We start from the raw sequence: 19192 nt of genomic DNA on the forward strand, positions 1-19192 counted from the left end.
TTAAACAATCACTTTTTTACCGTAGCACTACGACAGCATTTAAGCGCGATCGTTACAAATTTGTAATTTTTGTAGAGGATGCTCTTGGCTCTGCTAGTATGATTTAAGTTTCTCTTCTCGTAAAACTTCTTGAAGATGATTTAACTGTAGCGGATAGAGACTACTTAATTTCTCCAAAAGATTTTTTTCAATAAATTCACATTGGTCTTCGGGGGTAAAACCACTTAGTCTAGAACGACAAATGTCTATCATAGCAGGCTGCACTTGGTTGTTTTTCAAAAAATCTATAAATCGAACGATTCTGTCCAGAATCTCATCCTCGGAAACTTTTAGCTTGCTGTTCATTCCTTCTAGTTCTGGGGAACTGAAAATCAAATAATACTTGCCATTTTCGACTTTACATTTTATCCCGCTTCCTAGTGAAAATCGTAAAAAGTGATGCTCGTTACCATTAAATGAATTGAATTCTTGTTCAGTTATTTCTACTTTACCTTGATAGTAAAGATGAGCTGGATTACAAGAAAAATAATCTAAATCAATGTCTAATACAACTGATGAGCTATTAATAAAATTATCGTTTGTCTGTAGAGTTTTCATCACCAGCTTTTTGAAACCTGGCTTAAAGAAAATCATAGGATCTTCTTGACAGTTGGTGTTAATTCTCATCATTGTACCTGCTCCTTTGTACGAATGAACGGCCATTAAACGTTCTGTTTCCTTGCCTTCATTGTTACTTTGATATAGCCAATCAACTCGGTCAAATATTCCCTGATAAACGGCTGGTACGATAAAATTAGCAATCGTAAGTTCGTTGCAGGTAAAATCGTATATATCCCTTAAATTACTATTGAGTGAATGAATGGAGTAATTAAATAAGGGAATGCTAAAATCTGAATGTTCATCTATGTGTAGTAAGGTATTATTATTTTTAGGAATAAGTTTATTGAGTAGGGAATAATGCCAAACGAAAAAGGCTTCGTGATGTTCTTCAAAAAGAAATACAGGAATGGCTGTCATGGTTGCTTATTTCTTAAAGTTTTATGTCAACAACCATTGGTTCTAACACAAGCTAGTCTATCTGTCAACGAGATAATTCAAAAATATATAAAACCTCTTTTTTATATTAAGAAAAATTTAGCTATTACCACTCTTCATTCCTATTTTGGCTATTGCTTTCCCAATCGTCTTGAGGAGGTTTAACAATTGGTTCTGGTTGTGGTTGTGGTCGCTCTTCTAGTTGACATTCATATTCTGGTTCTGGTTGAACTGTCAGCGGTTCTACAACTCGCGCGATCGCATCTTTTACGAAGGCTTTCATAAACTCCCCGCGCCGATTTAACTGAAACTGTCGCTGTACTACCTCGGCCATCCCACCATCACCCCAATCTTGATCGTGGCGAAAATATTCAATAAAACTCTTACCAGCAATCCGCGTCAAATAAGCAGCACTTACCCCTTGAATTGCCTTACCTACTAGAAAAGTGGCAATATTAAGCTGAAGGGCCGTTGTCACTAATTTAATCGCGCCTGCAACAATTCCTAAACTTGCTAAAGTTTTTGCTAGGGACATCGCCAATTCTCGCCCGCGCTCTATATTTAATTCAGTCCCGTAAATCTTGCCAATTTCTATTACCATTTGGGCATTCACGGCTGCTGTGGCTAATAAATCCACTACTGGCAAGGGCGTTACTGCAATTACTCCCGCACCGATCCACTGAAACCGCTCTACTACTTTATCCGCTTGTCGTCGCCGCTGGGCATCTATTAATTTGTGGGCTTCTTCTCCTAAACGCTGAGATTGTAGGAGAATGTTATCAGCAATTAAGTCTTTGCCTTCGGCTCGTAATAAAGCAGCCATGCGCCGAATTAATGGCATGATATCGGGTTCTGGTTTAAATCGGTCGCCGGATTCGAGGGTAATTTCTTGGGGGTTAGCTGCGATCGCGACTACATCCATGCTGCTGACGATGCCTTTCACCCGCTGCCTTAGCCGTGCGATAATGGTTTCTTTATCGCTATCAGGATAAAGGTCAGTTTTGTTGAAAACTACGAGCGATCGCTTGCCAATTTCTGCCAAAGTCCGCAGCGGTTCGTACTCAGATTTTCGCAAGTCGTTGTCTAAGACAAACAGTAATAAATCTGCTTCTGTCGCCAGTTGTCGCGCTAATTCTTCTCTCTGAGTTCCTGCAATTCCTGCTTCTAGAATTCCTGGCGTATCTGCGATTAAAATTTCTCTATCTAATCCTTTCAGCTTCAGGATATAAGTTTCTCCGACTTCCGTAGTGCCCATTGGTGCGCCTACTTGTCCCGCCATCCGGCCCACCAGTGCGTTAATTAGAGAGGTTTTGCCGGCGGAACCCGTGCCGAAAACTACTACTTCCACATTACCACGAGACAAACTGGCTTCGATTTCGCGCGATCGCGAAATTAAAGCTTGACGCGCTACCTCATCCTGAATTTGAGTCACCTGTTGGCGGAGAGCCCTCAAGGTTTCCTCAGCCGCCTCAACTTTAGCAGCCGGAACTTTTGGCTTTAACTGCGGTTTTGCTTGATTTTTCTTAGGGCGTTGTAGCAGCCTCCAGTAGTAGAATAAGGCAAAAATTAACATCCCCAAGAGGAAGATTAGCAGCAATAGCAGTAAATTCGCCAAAAATGGCGGCGCAGACCACGCAACTTGGCTATAAAGCCCAGTTAAGGACGTAATCAGCCAGATCATTAGCCCCAAGATGAGGCAAAAACCAGTAATAAGTATGAGGAGGCGAGACAAGGCCATGAACGGCTAGGACGAATAAAAGGCAGATGCTTTTAATTTTGGCATTCTTTAAGGGAAAGAGCGATGCCGAATGCTGGCTTCGCCTACGCACTTGGGGATAGTTACTTTAAACATAGCAAATGCTAGACCGTTATTGTTGGCGCGGTCGTCACCAAAATTTAACAGTGTCTGGAAACTCTAAAATATAGTTATTTTCTGTTTTAATTGGTAATTGGTAATTGCTAAACGTAAGGTGGGCGCTCGCCGCAAAAATCTTGTAACTGATGACTAATATGGTTTCGGCGAGCGCCCACCCTACTGTTGCATTGTAATTGTAATTATTAATTGTTGATTTTTATCAAGCTTGATTTTTCCCTGACTACCGACGATCGGGTTAAACATCAATCATCAAATTTTAACCGTACTAACGCTTAACCACACAATCCTAAACAATTAGAATACCGAGCGGCAGCTTTATATTAATATAAATATATTTGAGAATAATTCAAATAATTTAAGCAGCTACAGTTTCGATATGAGATTCAAGGTGTTTTTCAAAAGATTTGATGCTAATATTGGAAACAAACCTATATTTCCCCAAATCTGTTTCCTTCTTTTCCTCCTGATTAACTACAACCCACTTACCCGTTTTAGGATCGCGATAAGTTGTGAAGGGATTAGACTTTAATGGTTTATCGCAAGGCTTCATAATTTTTACCTCGATTCCTAGTTGAGAGCAATTTTTAGAAGTAGAACGTTATATTTTTAATAATCGCTTATTTGCTTTCGCTACTGCTGCGACACTTATCATAAACTTAAGTGATATTAATCCGTTATTTATGTGATTTATACCAATTCATATAGTGACGAAAATCACATCTACAAATAGAATTATATAGCCAGAAAAAAGCAGCCGATTAGGACTGCATCTAGGAGAAAACCTTGATATTAAAATTGGATAAAAATTGGGAATTAGTAATAGACCATCTTAACACCAATAGATCGCCTATTTGTTAGAAATATCAGAGAATTTGTTAGTCAACAAGTAAGTAGTTAGGCTAATCGCATCAAAATCTCTAAAGTGCTGATTTGTTGTATTTTGTGTTGAGTTGTTTTGTTTTGAGGTACTAGAGTAAAGCGAATTGCGGTAGTTTGGGCGGGGTAGATGATTAATTCCATGATGGCTGCTCCTGAACTTTATGTTTTAAATTTACCCCCTTGTTCAGTAGCAAAGACTTAGAAGCGTGTCAGTATCTTAACTTGTACATTGATTGTCCGGGTTAGGGGGTGAAGCCATTAGGTAGAACTCTAAGCCTTACGCAGCAAGTAAAAAACATCCTATTGGCAGTGCAGTCAGAACAGGATCGAGAGTAGGACAGTTGAGCAACTGGCACTCCAAATCTATAGCAGGAGGCAGAAGGCAGAAGGCAGAAGGCAGGAGGAAAATACAATAGTAGACATGGTTTGGGCGATCGATAATGTCCTAACCGTACCCTTCTTCCGTCTTCCTGAGCATCGTAGCCCCTAGCCCCTAGTCCCTCTTAAACCGCCTTGGCGGTTGCTATATTTGGTTTGAGTGGCACACAAAAACCATGTTTCCGTCCGTTTGGAAACATGGTTTTTTAAGGAATTATTTAAAATTGCACTTCTCAACAGTCTTAAACTACGATCTTAATTTAGACAGTGGAGGCAACGAAGATTAGAACGCCTACTAGAACTGCGCCTACGATCGCTTGGATGATGTAGTTCCGCTGTTGACTCTTGTTTGGAGCCTCAGCTTGGTACATCTTCGGTTCTTTCGCAAAGTTGTTCAGTCGTCCACCTTCTTCTTCGATATAGGGCATGAGTAAAAATCCTTAGTTCTTGATATCCCTCAACTTTAACAAAAATGTGTACAGCAGAGGGATTTTTTAGCTTACTTAGAGGCGATCGTACCAGTGAGGGGGGAAGAGGCGATCGCATAATCTTTAACTGGCATTCTGCCCGCTAAATAGGCCAAACGCCCTGCTTCTGCGGCCATTCCCATCGCTTTCGCCATTGCGGGGGCATTTTTTGCTAATGCGATCGCAGAATTGATCAGCAACGCCCCAGCCCCCATCTCCATCGCCAAAGCCGCCTCACTTGGGGCTCCAATTCCGGCATCCACTACCACAGGAATCTTCACTGTGTCAATAATTATCTGAATGTTCGCAGCATTTTTTATCCCCTGTCCCGAACCAATTGGGGAACCCAAAGGCATCACTGTCACGCAGCCAACTTCTTCTAAACGTTTTGCCAACAATGGGTCAGCATTAATGTATGGTAATACCGCAAAACCTTCTTTCACCAATTGCTCTGCTGCTTCTAGCGTACCGATGGGATCTGGTAGCAGATATTTAGCATCGGGGATCACTTCCAATTTAACAAAATTATTGTCTTCTTGACCCAGAAGTTTTGCCATTTCTCGCCCTAATCGAGCTACTCGAATTGCATCTTCAGCAGTTTGACAACCCGCCGTATTTGGCAACATCCAAATTTTACTCCAATCTAATGCCTCTGCCAACCCTTCATGTCCAGGTGCTTTAGTTTGCACTCGCCGCACTGCGACGGTGACAATTTCACAACCAGAAGCGGCAATACTTTGCTGCATTTCCTCAATACTGCGATATTTGCCAGTACCCGTCATTAAGCGCGATTTGAAAGTCTTTCCTGCAATAACTAGGGGATTGTCGAGAGTGTAGGTAATTGATTTTTCTAATGTTTGCATTTGTGTATCTCCTAAGATTTTTAACTTGGGGCAACAGTCTCTTGTGCATCACCAAAAATGGCATATTCTAGTGCATTTTCATGTTGCTGTCTCCCTCCGAGCATCTTCTCTAATTCCCATCCTTCCTCTATCGTTAAATCCTCTCTTTCAACAGCATAGATAATTTGCCCCAATATAATTAACTTTGCTTCTAGAGGCATCTTATTATTTAATCCTTTTTGAATGAGATATTCAAAATCTTTCAACACGCTTTCCATCCATCCACTCCTGTCTGCTTATTGTTTGTGTTTCTCCACTTCTGTCGATCCACATCATACTTTGAATTTGATAGTTTACATCCCACTCTAATGCTCTTTGAATCCCAGCATTGATTTTTTTAACATCGTACTCATCTCGGTTAATATGGTATACAACTACCATTGCTCCTTTACGCCTTGCATCTCTCAAACCATCTTGAACTCTATCCTTAAGATTTGCGGTCTCCTGCGTTAACTCCTTAAACTCCCAGACTTCTCCATCAATATTAGCATCTGGGGTCTTTACCCCCTCTGCTGCTCGTTCGCTCAAGAGTATAACCCTCTTCCCCATTTTAGCCAAAACTTCAGCAACAAATCTTTCCGAATCATTAAGATTATGTTCTGAGTGAACCAGCACAAACCCACCAGCGCCCTCATCAAAATAATACCGCTGATATTCTAATTCTGCATTATAATAGATTTCTTTACTTTGCTCAATATACTCTAAGTTCATATTACCAAAGAAGGGACTACGATGCTCAGTACTAGGGACTAGGGAAAGAGGAAGAAAGGAAGAGATGGGGAAGGTACCAAATACCAAATACCAATTACCAATTACCAATTACCAATTACCAATTACCAATTACCAAATTATTTAAGATTGCGAATCAAATACATATCAAGTTCACCTTTATTTTTAGCAGAAATCTTACCTCGATATTCGCATTCACAAAAATCTTTAACTAACTCAAACGTTGCACTAGAAATATTGATATTTCCAGGTATCCCCGAAGATTCCATTCGAGAAGCAGTATTAACCGTATCTCCCCAGACATCATAGGCAAACTTCTTATTACCAATTACCCCAGCCAATAAAGGCCCTGAATGAATGCCAATACGGATTGACCAATAAGAAATATTTTGTTGAGACTTCTGCATTTTTCGTAACTCCATAAACTGTTGAATTTCTAAGGCCGCAAGCACGGCATCAAAAGCGTGATTTGGGTTCGGCTTGGGAATTCCTGCTGCACACATATAACTGTCACCAATTGTCTTCAATTTTTCCAGAGAGTATTTATCCACCACGCGATCGAAATAAGAAAAACAATAGTCAAGTTCATCAACCAACTCTCGTGGAGTCATTTTTTCAGATAACTGAGTAAAGCCTTTAAAATCAGTAAATAAAACCGAGACGCATTCATAATAAACTGGTTCCACTTTACCGTTATTTTTGAGTTCATCGGCAATGTCAACTGGTAGCACATTTAAGAGTAATTGGTCAGACTTACGCTTTTCTGCCTCAAGTTCAGAATATAGCCTATTAATCTCTTTAAATCGTTCCGCATTGCGGATAGCTGATGATAGTTGTAACGCTAAAAGATAGCCAATTCGTAAATCTTCTTGAGTATAAGCTCGTGGAGTAGTTGTAGCAAAGTTAATGGTTCCTAAAACCTTACCTTCACTTTCTAAAGGAATGATAATTTGGGAAGCATAGTCAGATAAAATAGAAGTAAGACATTTTTCCTGAATTAATTGAGATTGACCTGTTTTAAAAGCTTTTTTGATCGGGCCACCTTCTGGGAGTTCAGTAATATCTACATTTATAGGCTTACCAAATAAAGTGGTACAACTATGAGTGCTCTGTAGGCAAACACTACAGTGTTCAAAGTCTAGCAACCATTTGGCTTGCTTGCCTACTACTCGCAAAATCTGACCTATATCGAGAGTACGATTAATGGCAGTAGCAATTTCATTAACTGCGGAAATACGGATCGAAAGCGCTTGAGCTTCTGCTAACAGGCGGCGGGCTGTTAGCAGAAGTTCTTCTCTGTCTTGATCTTCTAGCCGCTCACCCATAATAAGGGTATAAGATATAGATTATAAAGCATCTATTTCTAGGGCAATGGCATCAGTATATCGGTTGACAAAGCTAAATAGATCTGCTGTGGCAATAATCTCAAAGATTTCGGCATCATCTAGCCCTAAATCCCGTAAGTTTTGGTAATCAGCTTCTGTCATTTCCTGGGGTTTAGTAGCAGCTTGCAAACCAAAGCTAATTAAGGCTTTATCGCGTTTGGGTAAAGGGCAATTAGCAAAGTCAGAAACCAGGGTTCGCAGGATTTCTTCGCTCATTCCTAAAGCTGATAGTCCGTGCAGGTGTACTTTGAGGGCGTATTGACTATTATTGGCTTGGGAAATAGCAACACCTACCATTTCTTTAAGCGTCCGGGGTAAGTCTCCTTCCAAGATTGTCGCCCGGAACTTTTTCCAATTTGCTTCTAAGATATCAGGGTTGATTGCCATAGACTTGAAGAGGTTAGGAATAATTCCGAATCCTAATTCTGCCAATATTTCTTCGTAAACTGCCTTAGCTTTTGGATCGGTAAGTTGGTCGTACTCTATGATTGGAAAATGTGCCATGAGGGTTGTAAGTTTTACTACAGTTAATTTTGATTAGGGCTTACAGCATTTCTTCTGTAACGCCGCCCTCTGGGCGGTTTCTTGACCGCCCAGAGGGCGGCGTTACAAGCAATATTAGCTTTAGCCCTATTTAATGATGAGGCGCACCACTGTCAGCAAATCGTGAATAGTGAAAATGACTGAGTAGCGGATCTGATTTGTGCTGCTCAATCCAATCTGCAATCATTATAGCAGTTACTGGAGCCAATAATATACCGTTGCGGTAATGGCCAGTTGCTAATGTTAGATTATCCCAAGCACTATAACCAAGAATCGGCAATTCATCAGGTGTTGCAGGGCGAAATCCCCACCAAAACTCTTGAATTAGATAGTGTTGTAATTCAGGATAAAGCCGGATAGCTCTGCTTAGTAAAGCTTGGATTCCCCAAGGTGTATTACCAGGAGTGAAATTTACGTTTTCGCTAGTTGCTCCAATGATAATTTGACCATCTTTACGCGGAACAATGTAACTTTCATCACCAAATAAAACCATCTGAAGCTGCTGAATGATAGGAGGAGTTTCTGGTGGGGGACATACTGAAAGCATTTGTCCCTTTTTAGGATAAACAGGTACAGGTAATAACTGATTTGACCAAGCACCTGTTGCTAAAATATAATGATTAGCTTGTAATTCTCCGCTGGATGTTTTAACTCCTAAAACTTTAGTGCCACTGCGAATTATTTCTTCTACCCTTTCTTGGGAAATGTCAATTTTTAATTTCTTGGCTGCTATCTGGAGTGTCTGAAATAAAGCACGGTTATCGACTTGAGCATCATTAGGATACCACCAACCCCCAATTATTTCATTGCTTAATCCAGGTTGGTGTTGATGAATTGCATCTTTGTCTAACCATTGACTGTTAAGTGTTAACTGTTTGTTGTAAGTTACTTCCGGTTGTTCATAAACTGGTGATAAAATTCCACAAGGCCAGTATCCAGTTGTTAACCCAGTAATTGTTTCTAGTTTACCAATCCATTCTGGGTATAATGCCCGACTTTGCAAACACAAATCCAGCATTGGACTTGGGGGGATATTTTCAGCTTGCGGTGCTAGCATTCCAGCAGCAGCAGTTGCAGCCGCTTGGTGTGATTCGCTGCTGAGAATAGTGACTTGAGCCCCTCGCAATTTTAATTCTATGGCTAGCGAGAGACCAATTATGCCACCACCAATAATTAGAATGTCAGTAAGTATTTCGCCCAAAATTTCCTCAAAAAAGTTATGATAATCTATGTAAAATGATGCAGCCAAGGGTAAAGAGGACTTACGCACTCCGACCAAAAAAACTAGATTTTCGATCGAATCTGGGATGTTCTAACGAAGTATTTTCGTGAAAAACTCTTGGTTGAGCGAAGTCGCAACCCGGTTTCTGATCCCATGAGCGTAAGTCCAGTAAATTTCAAGAGATTTTTTGCTGAGCTACACACCTTGTCGGATCTCCCTAAGAGATAAGTCTATCCTTGGGCTGTCCACACGGTGCCAGAACCTTGGCCCCATAAGCCGTCATATTTTGTCACCTTAATGTCACCTAAAACTTGAGTTTGGCAGGATAAGCGGCGATTAGACGTGGGAGAATGAGGAGGGAGTGAGAGCCTGGTTTTTTCGCGCCAAGAGGGTTCGGAAACTTCTCCCTCTACCTCGACGGCGCAAGTACCGCAGGTACCCAGTCCGTGACAGTTGACGATCGCAGCCTTGCCATTGTAGACGGCGATGTCATTTTTCAGTAACACCTGACGCAGATTAGCTCCGCGATCGCACTCTATCGTTTTCCCTTGAGCTCGTACTGTTACCATACAGATTCACCAAAATAGACCTATATGTTAATTTTCCTACATTTTGTTACAGTTATTTAAAATATGGCTAATAGCTAATGGCTAATGGCTAATGGCTAATGGCTAATGGCTAGTGGCTAATTGCTAATGGCTATAGGACTTACGCAAAGAAACCGGGTTTTTATGAAAAATCAAGATTTGAAAACTAGAGATATAAGAAGAAACCCGGTTTCTGATCTCAGTTAACAGTTAACAACCAACAACTAACAACTAACAACTAACAACTAACAACTACCCAATGACACAAAATACTTCTAACAAACTGTGGATATACGATACTACTCTGCGAGATGGGGCTCAGCGAGAAGGCTTATCTCTTTCTCTTGAAGATAAACTGCGAATTGCTCATCAGTTAGACGCTTTAGGAATTCCCTTCATTGAAGGTGGATGGCCGGGGGCAAATCCTAAAGATGTACAATTTTTCTGGCGGCTCAAAGAACAACCCCTGACTCAAGCAGAAGTGGTTGCATTTTGCTCTACTAGAAGACCCGGAACAAAGGCCTCTGAAGATGAATTATTCCAGCCAATTCTATCCGCAGGTACGCGCTGGGTAACGATTTTTGGAAAATCTTGGGATCTTCACGTTACTGAAGGTCTAAAAACTACTTTAGAAGAAAATTTGGCGATGATTCAGGACTCCATCGAGTTCCTTCGCTCTCAAGGTCGTCGCGTTATTTACGATGCCGAACACTGGTTTGATGGCTATAAACATAATCCTAATTATGCTCTTAAAACCTTACGAGCAGCGGCTTTGGCTGGGGCTGAATGGCTCGTACTCTGCGATACCAATGGCGGTACTTTACCCGATGAAGTTAGCTCTGTTGTGGAGAATGTTGTCAAGGCTTTCCCGGAACTAGGGATTGAAGAAGATTTTCATCAAGGCAAAATCCAATTAGGAATTCACACTCACAATGACTCAGGAGTTGCTGTTGCTAATGCTTTAGCGGCTGTGAGATCGGGAGCGCGGATGGTGCAGGGAACTATTAACGGTTACGGGGAACGCTGCGGGAATGCTAATCTCTGCTCGTTAATTCCTAATTTTCAGCTAAAAATGGGTTATTCTTGTATTCAAAATGAGCAACTGAAAAAACTAACTCAAGCTAGCCGTTGGATTAGTGAAATTGTCAATCTTGCTCCTGACGATCACGCACCTTTTGTAGGTCTTTCTGCCTTTGCACATAAAGGTGGAATTCATGTTTCTGCTGTTGAACGTAACCCTCTAACTTATGAGCATATTCAGCCAGAACAAGTAGGTAATTTGCGACGGATCGTGATTTCCGATCAGGCGGGTTTAAGTAATGTTTTAGCTAAAGCTCGCAGTTTTGGGATTGAACTAGACCGCAAAAATCCCGCTTGTCGCCAAATTTTAGACCGTTTGAAAGAGTTAGAAAATCAGGGTTATCAGTTTGAGAGTGCTGAGGCTTCTTTTGAGTTGCTAATGCGCCAAGCTTTGGGAAAGCGGCCCCACTTATTTGAAATTAAAGGCTTTCAAGTTCACTGCGATAAGGGGGTGGGAGATGTTGTCAATTCCTTGGCTACAGTTAAAGTTGCTGTTAAGGGTGAAGATATTTTGGCGGCGGCTGAGGGAAATGGCCCCGTTTCGGCTTTAGATGCGGCTTTGCGTAAGGCGCTGACGAATTTTTACCCTGCGATCGCACAATTTCACCTCGCAGATTATAAAGTCCGGATTCTTGATGGCGGTGCAGGTACATCTGCTAAAACCCGTGTTTTAGTCGAGTCTAGCAATGGTCAAACTCGCTGGATGACTGTAGGGGTGTCCACGAATATCCTTGATGCTTCCTATCTGGCAGTAGTTGAGGGTTTGGAGTATGGTTTGCTGTTGGATAGTCAGGCGATCGCTTGCCATACGACATGATCGAGGGGAATGGGAGATGGGGGGGAATGGGGAGGATGAGGGAGATGGGGAGATAGGGGAGATGGGGAGATGGGGAGGATGGGGGAGATGGGGGAGGATGGGAGATTTATCTCTGTTCTCCCTATTCTGATTCTTGATTTCTCAATTATTATTCAATTAGGAATTAGCAATTAACAGGATATGTCTTGATTTAACTGAAAAACTCTATAATCAGGGATTACCATTTTTACTGTCATCTACAATTGGTAATCTTAAATTAAAAATTAAAAATAGCGCCTTCTGATGCCATTTTTAATTTTTAATTTTTTTTAAAGTACACCAAAGGGGTGCAACTTTTCCTACATTTACGTTCAAAGAAGAGTAGAAGAGGAGAGCAAGAGAATTTCTCCTTGTTCCTTGTTTCTTGTTCCTTTGGCTAAGGTCTATCATGTTGACTTATTCTGCAATTCAGGCTATCGATCGCCATCCCTTAACTGCGTCGCCTTCCACGCCAACTCAAATGGCGATCGCGATGATGGCTCAAACTCAGGCTAGTTGTGTGTTAGTCGTAGAACCAGTAGGAGAGGATTGGAAATTACTAGGAATATTCACGGAACGGGATGTCGTGCGAATAGCGGCGGCTGGATTAGTAGAATCTACTCTGGCAAGTGCAATCGATCGAACTCTAGTTACTATTAAAGAATCGGAATTACCCGATATTTTTGCGGTACTAAACTTGATGGCTAGCCATCAGATTTTTCATTTGCCAATACTAGATGATGCAGGTTTTTTGGTAGGTGCGATCGAACAATCAAATTTGCTGAAACTTTTAGGATCTGAAGATTATTTAACTGCTAAAGAGGCACAGAGAAAAAGTGAAGAACACAATTTATTAATTTTAAATGCACTCCCAGATTTAATATTTATGGTGAGTGCCGATGGTACTTATTTAGATGTCAAATCAGGAAAAGATGAAGATTTGCTGTTGCCGAGACAAGAGTTAATTGGCAAGAAAGTTGAGGCAGTATTACCATCGGCACTAGCTACTATGGTAATGGCATCAATACAGCAAGCAATTAGCACAAGTCAGGAACAAAATTGTGAATATGAACTGATACTTAATAGTAAAAAGTACAATTTTGAATCACGGATTTTAGCGACTAATGAAGCAGAAGTTTTAATCATTATCCGCAATATTACAGAGCGTAAGCAAGCAGAGTTAGAACGGGATCGCTTTTTTACTATCGATATTGATTTACTTTGCATCGCTGGGAGAGATGGTTATTTCAAACGAGTGAATTCAGCTTTTGAAAAAGCTCTGGGATACAGCATAGAAGAATTACTAAAAACGCCTTTTATTGAATTAGTTCACCCTGAAGATAGAACTAGCACCCTTGTAGAAGTAGAAAAATTAATGAATGGGATTGTGAATGCACGCTTTGAGAACCGCTACCGCTGTAAAGATGGTTCATACAAGTGGCTTTCGTGGAATTCTACACCTTTTAGAGAAGAAGGATTGATTTATGCGATCGCGCGAGATATTACTGATAGTAAACAAGTTCAGGATGTCATTACTGAAGAAAGAGAACGGTTTCGGCAAATGGCAGAAACTATCGATCAAGTCTTTTGGATGACCGATCCCCAGAAAAATCAGTTTCTCTACGTTAGTCCCGCTTTCGAGCAAATTTGGGGAATTACTTGTTTAGAAGTTTATGAAAATCCGCAATTGTTTTTTGAGTTTATTCATCCAGAAGATCGCGATCGCGCTATCGGCGCAGTAGAAACACAGATTCAGGGTGAATACGATCGAGAATACCGGATTATCAGGCGGGATGGGTCAGTACGCTGGATTCACGATCGCGCTTTTCCGATTAGAAATTCCTTGGGAGAAGTCTACCGCATTGTGGGGGTTGCAGATGATATTACCGATCGCCACTATGCCAAAGTAGCTTTATACGAACGCGAACAACAATTTCGCGTTACCTTTGAACAAGCAGCAGTTGGCATCGCTCATGGAGGTTTAGACGGTGAAATGCTGCTGGTTAATCAAAAATATTGCGATATTTTGGGGTATCCCCATGAAGAAATGATAACGAAGAGTTACCTGGAAATTACCCACCCAGATGACCTCCATCTTGACAATGATTATATGCGACAGTTAATCGCAGGCGAAATCCCCTATTTTTCGCTGGAAAAGCGTTACATTCGCAAAGATGGGAGTTGTGTCTGGGCGAATCTAACTGTGTCACTATTGCGATCGCCCGATGGTACGCCACAATACAATATGGCCGTAATTGAAGATATTAGCGATCGCAAACAAGCCGAAGCTGCTTTGCAAGCAAGCGAAGAACGTTGGCAATTAGCACTTAAAGGTAGTAATGATGGTATTTGGGATTGGGAGATAAAAACTGGTGAAGTATTTTACTCCCCGCGCTGGAATGAGATATTAGAAGATCCCGACGGTGCGATCGCTAACAACTTAGATGAATGGTCAAACCGCGTCCATCCTGATGATATTGATGCAGTTCGGAGCGCGATCGCCGACCACTTTGCCAAAAAAACATCCTTTTACATCACAGAACACCGCATACAGTGCAAAAACGGTAATTATAAATGGATTCTACACCGAGGTCGCGCTACCTGGGACGAAGCCGGAAACCCATTAAGAATGGTAGGTTCCGCCACTGACATCACCGATCGCAAACAAGCCGAACAACAGCGCAGCGAATTAATCGCCTCACTCCAAGAAGCCAGAGATGCCGCAGAAGCCGCAACTCGCGCTAAGAGCGAATTCTTAGCCAATATGAGCCACGAAATCCGTACCCCCATGAACGCCGTCATCGGCATGACCAGCTTACTACTAGACACGCCACTCACACCCGAACAGCGCGATTTTGTCGAAACAGTACGCACCAGTGGCGACGCATTACTGGCACTGATTAACGATATTCTCGACTTCTCCAAAATTGAAGCCGGTAAGTTGGAATTAGAAGAGCAACCCTTTGACCTTCGCGACTGCATCGAGGCCTCGCTTGATTTACTTGCTCCCAAAGCCGCTGAAAAAGGTTTAGACCTAGCCTACATCATTGACGGCGACGTTCCCAGCACCATCGTGGGAGACATCAGCCGACTACGCCAAATCTTAGTTAATTTGCTCAGCAACGCCGTGAAATTCACAGCAAAAGGCGAGGTAGTGGTTTCTGTAACTGCCAGAAATGGGGGAGCGGGGGAGATGGGGAGCGGGGGAGGCAGGGGAGCGGGGGAGGATGGGGAGCGGGGGAGGATGGGGAGCGGGGGAGCGGGGGAGCGAGGGAGCAGGGGAGCGGGGGAGATGGGGAGAATTACTGACTCTTTTAACTCAAAACCGCGAAATGCTGCCGATCGCGAAGTGTTGCCAGAAACAAAGCAAACTGAAACTATCTCTCAAAACTGCGTTGATGGAGCCTACTCACAGAATTTGCCGTTACACTCCCAACGAAACAATTTCAACAGTTCCCATCCTTCTGGCTTCTACGAAATTCACTTCGCCGTCAAAGATACTGGGATTGGTATTCCTGCGGAGAAAATGAACAGACTATTTCACTCCTTTTCTCAAGTAGATGCCTCTACCACCAGACAATACGGCGGTACTGGTTTGGGATTAGCGATCAGCAAACGCCTATGCGAAATTATGGGTGGGACAATGTGGGTTGAAAGTGGCAACGCAGAAGGAGGGGGGGAGCAGGGGGGCAGGGGAGCAGAGGCGCAGGGGGGCAGAGGAGCAGAGGAGAGATTTCTGTCTTCTATCTCCCCCATCTCCCCCGCTCCCTCGCTCCCCCCCTCCCCCGCTCCCCCCTCTCCCCCGCTCCCCATCTCCCCAAGGTTCCACATTTCATTTCACGATCGAAGCATCTGAGGCCCCGAGTCAGCGACGGCTGTACCTCAGTGGCGTACAACCGCAACTAAATGGTAAGCGGGTGCTGATTGTCGATGACAATGCTACGAATCGGCAGATTTTGCGGCTGCAAACTCAGAAATGGGGAATGATTTCCCAGGAAGCGGCCAACGGTACCGAAGCTCTTAATTGTTTGAGTCAGTCAGAACTCTATGACTTGGCAATTCTGGACGTGCAAATGCCTCAAATGGACGGCCTGACTCTGGCATCGGAAATTCAGAAGTCCGATCGGATAAGGCGGATGCCGATCGTGTTGTTAACTTCCATCAATTGTATGGTAGGAAGTGCTAATGCTGTTTGTTTGACTAAACCGATTAAACCTTCTCAACTTTATGAGGTGCTACTGAGTGTTTTAACTGGGCAAATTCGAGTCCGAGAGAGCGATCGCACACCTTCGTTAACTTTAAATCCAACACCTTCGGCGCTGAGGATTTTGCTAGCAGAGGACAATCTGGTGAATCAGAAAGTCGCACTACGAATTCTGGAACGATTAGGCTACCGCGCTGATGTCGCGAACAATGGTTTAGAAGCGCTGGAAGCTTTGCAACATAAAACTTATGATACTGTGTTGATGGATGTACAGATGCCAGAGATGGATGGTTTGGAAACTGCTCGTTACATTAATCAGCATTGGCCGATACAACGGCGACCTCGAATTATTGCGATGACTGCGAACGCCATGCAGGGCGATCGCGAAAAATGTTTGGAAGCTGGTATGGATGATTATATCAGTAAACCCATTCAGTTTACAGAACTAATTCAAGCTTTATCTCAGTGTCAATCTCTTGACGGCTTATCGGCTAAAATTGGTGTAAATCTAACAGTAGAAGCAATCGATCGCAAACTTTTACAGTCACTTTTTCCGATTGATAACCAAGATGATTTAGATTTTTTAAATGATGTAATAGATAGCTATTTAGCCGATACGCCTAAACAATTACAAGCTTTGCAGGAAGCGGCCTCCCGTTCTGATGCGATCGCCCTGCAACGAACGGCTCACACTCTTAAGTCTACCAGCAGTAACTTTGGTGCTAGAACTCTCTCAGAACTTTGCAAAGCCTTAGAGTCTAAGGCGGGAGCTATTGCTCAAGGTAATAACGTTAGTGCGTCTCTAGAAATGCAGGAGATGGTATCACAAATTGAATCTGAATATGAAAGAGTGAAGGAAGCCCTTTCAAATTTGGATTTTAAGTTGTAAATTGTATGAGAAGATTAATGTTAAATAGGGTAGCATAAAAAATGACTATTGAACCGGAAATCAAAAACAACGAAGCACTTACAAAATCTGAAATATCGCCTGAGCAAGAAAAGGAAGCCTTCAAACTAAAAAACAATTTGCAGGTATTACTTGACAGCTTTAATCGGATCGCTGCCATTTCCGACTCTGTTGAACAGGAGTATGCAATCAATCAGGAAGCAAAACAGTTGGACATCTCGCCGGAGAGCTACCGTCGGATGTTTGAAAATTACGGCAGGCCCAAAAAAGCTCCATCAAAGTTCGATCCGGTAATCAAACCCGTGTCCATCGCTGATAAGAAAGTTGGAGATTTTATTGCCTGGTTTCAAAGTATATCTATTTTTAAATTAACCACAGTTTTTAGCGAAATCACCCTTTTGGTAGCGATGCTATCATTTTTTGTAGACGCTCCCCGGCGGCACCAAGAAGCTATCAATGACGCTCAGCAAGTCGTTCAATCTGCTAAAGAAAAAACATATTCTCAAGGAAGAATAGATGCTTTAACTGATTTGAATAAATATTGCGTAAGCGTCACAGGGGTGAGTGCAGTTAAGGCAGAATTGAAGGGGATTGAACTCAATAATTGCTATGTATACCCAGAACTTGGGGAAATTTTTAGTCAGTGGCCGCCGCTGCTTTCAAAATATCGAGGATTTGACCTTTCCTATGCAAATCTTGAAGGCGCTAATCTGGAAGGAGCTAACCTCAAAAATATAGATTTCCGAGGAGCGAATTTGGCAGGTGCTAACTTGGTGGCAGCGAATTTGGCAGGTGCTAATTTGGCAGGAGCAAATCTGAAAGGTGCTAAACTTTGGAGAGCAAATCTGGAAGGTGCTAATTTAGAAAATAGCAATCTCCAGAACAGCGGTCTTGGTAGAGCTAACCTTCGGAAAGCGAATTTTCAAGGAGCTAATCTGAGTGGTGCTAAGATTTATTGGAGCAATATTCAGGGAGCTAATTTTTCCCGAAGCAATCTTCAGGGAGCTAATTTTAGCAGATCTAAGCTTCAAGGAGCTGACTTATATAGGGCTAACCTCCAAGGAGCTTCTTTCCGCCATACCGATCTTCGAGAGGGTACTAATTTCCGGGAAGCTGAACTCAAGGGTGCGGATTTTAGAGAAACAAACTTTTGGTCAACTCATCAACTTAAAAGAGGAAAAAATTGGGAACAAGCCTTCAAAAATATAAACTGGGAATTGCAAGCCAGACAAAAGCCGCAAAAAACTTTCCAAATTGGGTTAATAAAAGGTACTAAGGGAAGTTTGTTTACATCATACCAGAAAGGGATGGAAAAAGCGGCGGCAGCTCGGAACATTAAAATTGTTGCTGTAGATTCGGACACTGGGGTTGAGATAGAAGCTCAAACTATTAGAGAATTAGTTACTGCTGGAACTGATGCAATTGTGCTGTTACCAGAAGATCCTAACGCTTCTAAGACTGCGATTCAAGAAGCTTACGAGTCTGGGGTTGCAGTTGTGACAGTTGGGGCTTGTCTGAATGAATTAGAAGCTAATAGATACGTCTTTGCTTGTTATCGCTGCGATCGCTACCAGATGGGCTACGACTCAGGTGATTACTTGGCAAAATGGGTGGAGAAAAAAATGTCTGGAAAGGAGGTAAATATCGGTCTGTTAGACAATGCCTCTTATGATAGTTATTACCCAACTATTCAGGGTTTTTATGCTGCAATGAAAGCATCCAATATCCGCTGGAACGAGGTAGCTTCTACTAATGCAGCACTGCGTTCGGATTTACCAGAGGTAAAGCAAATGTTGCAAGACCATCCAACAATTAATATTCTGTGGGGAGGTTCTAACGCCGCTACTGATGTTGCTCTTCAAGCAGTGGATGAGTTGAATTTAGAAGGTAAAGTATTTGTATTTGGAATGTCAAATTTGACTGAGGATAAAGCGGAGCTATTGCTCAACCCTAACCACCCGTTGGAGTTAATTATCGACCAGTCTGGGCGGAAGGTTGGCTATGAGGCTGCTAAGACTGCGATCGCAATTCTGAATGGGGATGTCACGGGTTACAAATTCCACTTAGTAAAACATCGGCTCTTTAAGCAAGATGACAACGAAAGCATTCGCCAGTCCTTAAATGCAATTGAAAAGTCTAGTGGAGGTGATTAAGCATTTATTC

Annotated in this window: 16 protein-coding genes; 4 read left to right on the plus strand and 12 right to left on the minus strand. The window is 42.3% G+C overall.

The features are described from left to right. Window positions 1-93 precede the first annotated feature (93 nt). The 12 genes from OSCIL6407_RS0111595 to OSCIL6407_RS0111655 form a co-directional block, all read right to left on the minus strand. Entirely contained in the window at window positions 94-1017 is a 924-nt protein-coding gene (locus OSCIL6407_RS0111595; RefSeq protein WP_007358515.1) for a peptide arginase family protein, read from the minus strand. 124 nt (window positions 1018-1141) lie between these two features. After that, on the minus strand, window positions 1142-2773 hold the full coding sequence (locus OSCIL6407_RS0111600) for a YcjF family protein (protein WP_019487244.1): 1632 nt from the start codon (window positions 2771-2773) through the stop codon (window positions 1142-1144). 493 nt (window positions 2774-3266) lie between these two features. Further along, window positions 3267-3461 carry a hypothetical protein gene (locus OSCIL6407_RS0111605; RefSeq protein WP_007358517.1) on the minus strand — a complete coding sequence of 65 codons (195 nt, stop codon included), beginning with the start codon at window positions 3459-3461 and terminating at the stop codon, window positions 3267-3269. 344 nt (window positions 3462-3805) lie between these two features. Next, complete coding sequence (locus OSCIL6407_RS37775) at window positions 3806-3931, minus strand: hypothetical protein (protein WP_007358518.1); 126 nt, start codon at window positions 3929-3931, stop codon at window positions 3806-3808. A 497-nt stretch (window positions 3932-4428) separates the two neighbouring features. Next, window positions 4429-4596: a photosystem II assembly protein Psb34 gene (gene psb34, locus OSCIL6407_RS34200; RefSeq protein WP_019487245.1), complete on the minus strand. Its 168-nt coding sequence runs from the start codon at window positions 4594-4596 to the stop codon at window positions 4429-4431. 71 nt (window positions 4597-4667) lie between these two features. Continuing rightward, window positions 4668-5498: a thiazole synthase gene (locus OSCIL6407_RS0111620; RefSeq protein WP_019487246.1), complete on the minus strand. Its 831-nt coding sequence runs from the start codon at window positions 5496-5498 to the stop codon at window positions 4668-4670. 20 nt (window positions 5499-5518) lie between these two features. Continuing rightward, window positions 5519-5755 (minus strand): hypothetical protein, encoded by a 237-nt coding sequence (locus OSCIL6407_RS0111625; RefSeq protein WP_019487247.1) that lies wholly within the window; start codon window positions 5753-5755, stop codon window positions 5519-5521. Further along, window positions 5730-6248, minus strand: coding sequence for a CdiA C-terminal domain-containing protein (locus tag OSCIL6407_RS0111630; protein WP_007358521.1), 519 nt, complete (start codon window positions 6246-6248; stop codon window positions 5730-5732). Before OSCIL6407_RS0111630 ends, OSCIL6407_RS0111625 begins: the two co-directional genes overlap by 26 nt. A gap of 137 nt (window positions 6249-6385) precedes the next feature. Beyond that, window positions 6386-7591 carry an adenylate/guanylate cyclase domain-containing protein gene (locus OSCIL6407_RS0111640; RefSeq protein ID WP_007358522.1) on the minus strand — a complete coding sequence of 402 codons (1206 nt, stop codon included), beginning with the start codon at window positions 7589-7591 and terminating at the stop codon, window positions 6386-6388. A gap of 21 nt (window positions 7592-7612) precedes the next feature. Beyond that, a complete protein-coding gene (locus tag OSCIL6407_RS0111645) occupies window positions 7613-8155 on the minus strand; it encodes a carboxymuconolactone decarboxylase family protein (RefSeq protein WP_007358523.1) in 543 nt (180 codons plus the stop codon). 130 nt (window positions 8156-8285) lie between these two features. Further along, the gene (thiO, locus tag OSCIL6407_RS0111650; RefSeq protein WP_019487248.1) at window positions 8286-9395 is read right to left on the minus strand and encodes a glycine oxidase ThiO; all 1110 of its coding nucleotides are present in this window, start codon (window positions 9393-9395) and stop codon (window positions 8286-8288) included. Between the two features lie 251 nt (window positions 9396-9646). Further along, a complete protein-coding gene (locus OSCIL6407_RS0111655; protein ID WP_007358524.1) occupies window positions 9647-9985 on the minus strand; it encodes a 2Fe-2S iron-sulfur cluster-binding protein in 339 nt (112 codons plus the stop codon). 277 nt (window positions 9986-10262) lie between these two features. Between OSCIL6407_RS0111655 and cimA the strand changes: the two genes are divergently transcribed. The 4 genes from cimA to OSCIL6407_RS0111680 all read left to right on the plus strand — a co-directional run bounded on the left by cimA (window position 10263) and on the right by OSCIL6407_RS0111680 (window position 19182). After that, window positions 10263-11900 carry a citramalate synthase gene (cimA, locus tag OSCIL6407_RS0111660; protein ID WP_007358525.1) on the plus strand — a complete coding sequence of 546 codons (1638 nt, stop codon included), beginning with the start codon at window positions 10263-10265 and terminating at the stop codon, window positions 11898-11900. A gap of 427 nt (window positions 11901-12327) precedes the next feature. After that, complete coding sequence (locus OSCIL6407_RS0111670) at window positions 12328-15774, plus strand: PAS domain S-box protein (protein WP_019487250.1); 3447 nt, start codon at window positions 12328-12330, stop codon at window positions 15772-15774. A 61-nt stretch (window positions 15775-15835) separates the two neighbouring features. Further along, window positions 15836-17011, plus strand: coding sequence for a response regulator (locus OSCIL6407_RS0111675; RefSeq protein WP_007353798.1), 1176 nt, complete (start codon window positions 15836-15838; stop codon window positions 17009-17011). Window positions 17012-17052: 41 nt separating this feature from the next. Beyond that, complete coding sequence (locus OSCIL6407_RS0111680) at window positions 17053-19182, plus strand: pentapeptide repeat-containing protein (protein ID WP_007353799.1); 2130 nt, start codon at window positions 17053-17055, stop codon at window positions 19180-19182. Window positions 19183-19192: the final 10 nt, after the last annotated feature.

This window comes from Kamptonema formosum PCC 6407 (assembly GCF_000332155.1).
Taxonomy (GTDB): domain Bacteria; phylum Cyanobacteriota; class Cyanobacteriia; order Cyanobacteriales; family Microcoleaceae; genus Kamptonema; species Kamptonema formosum.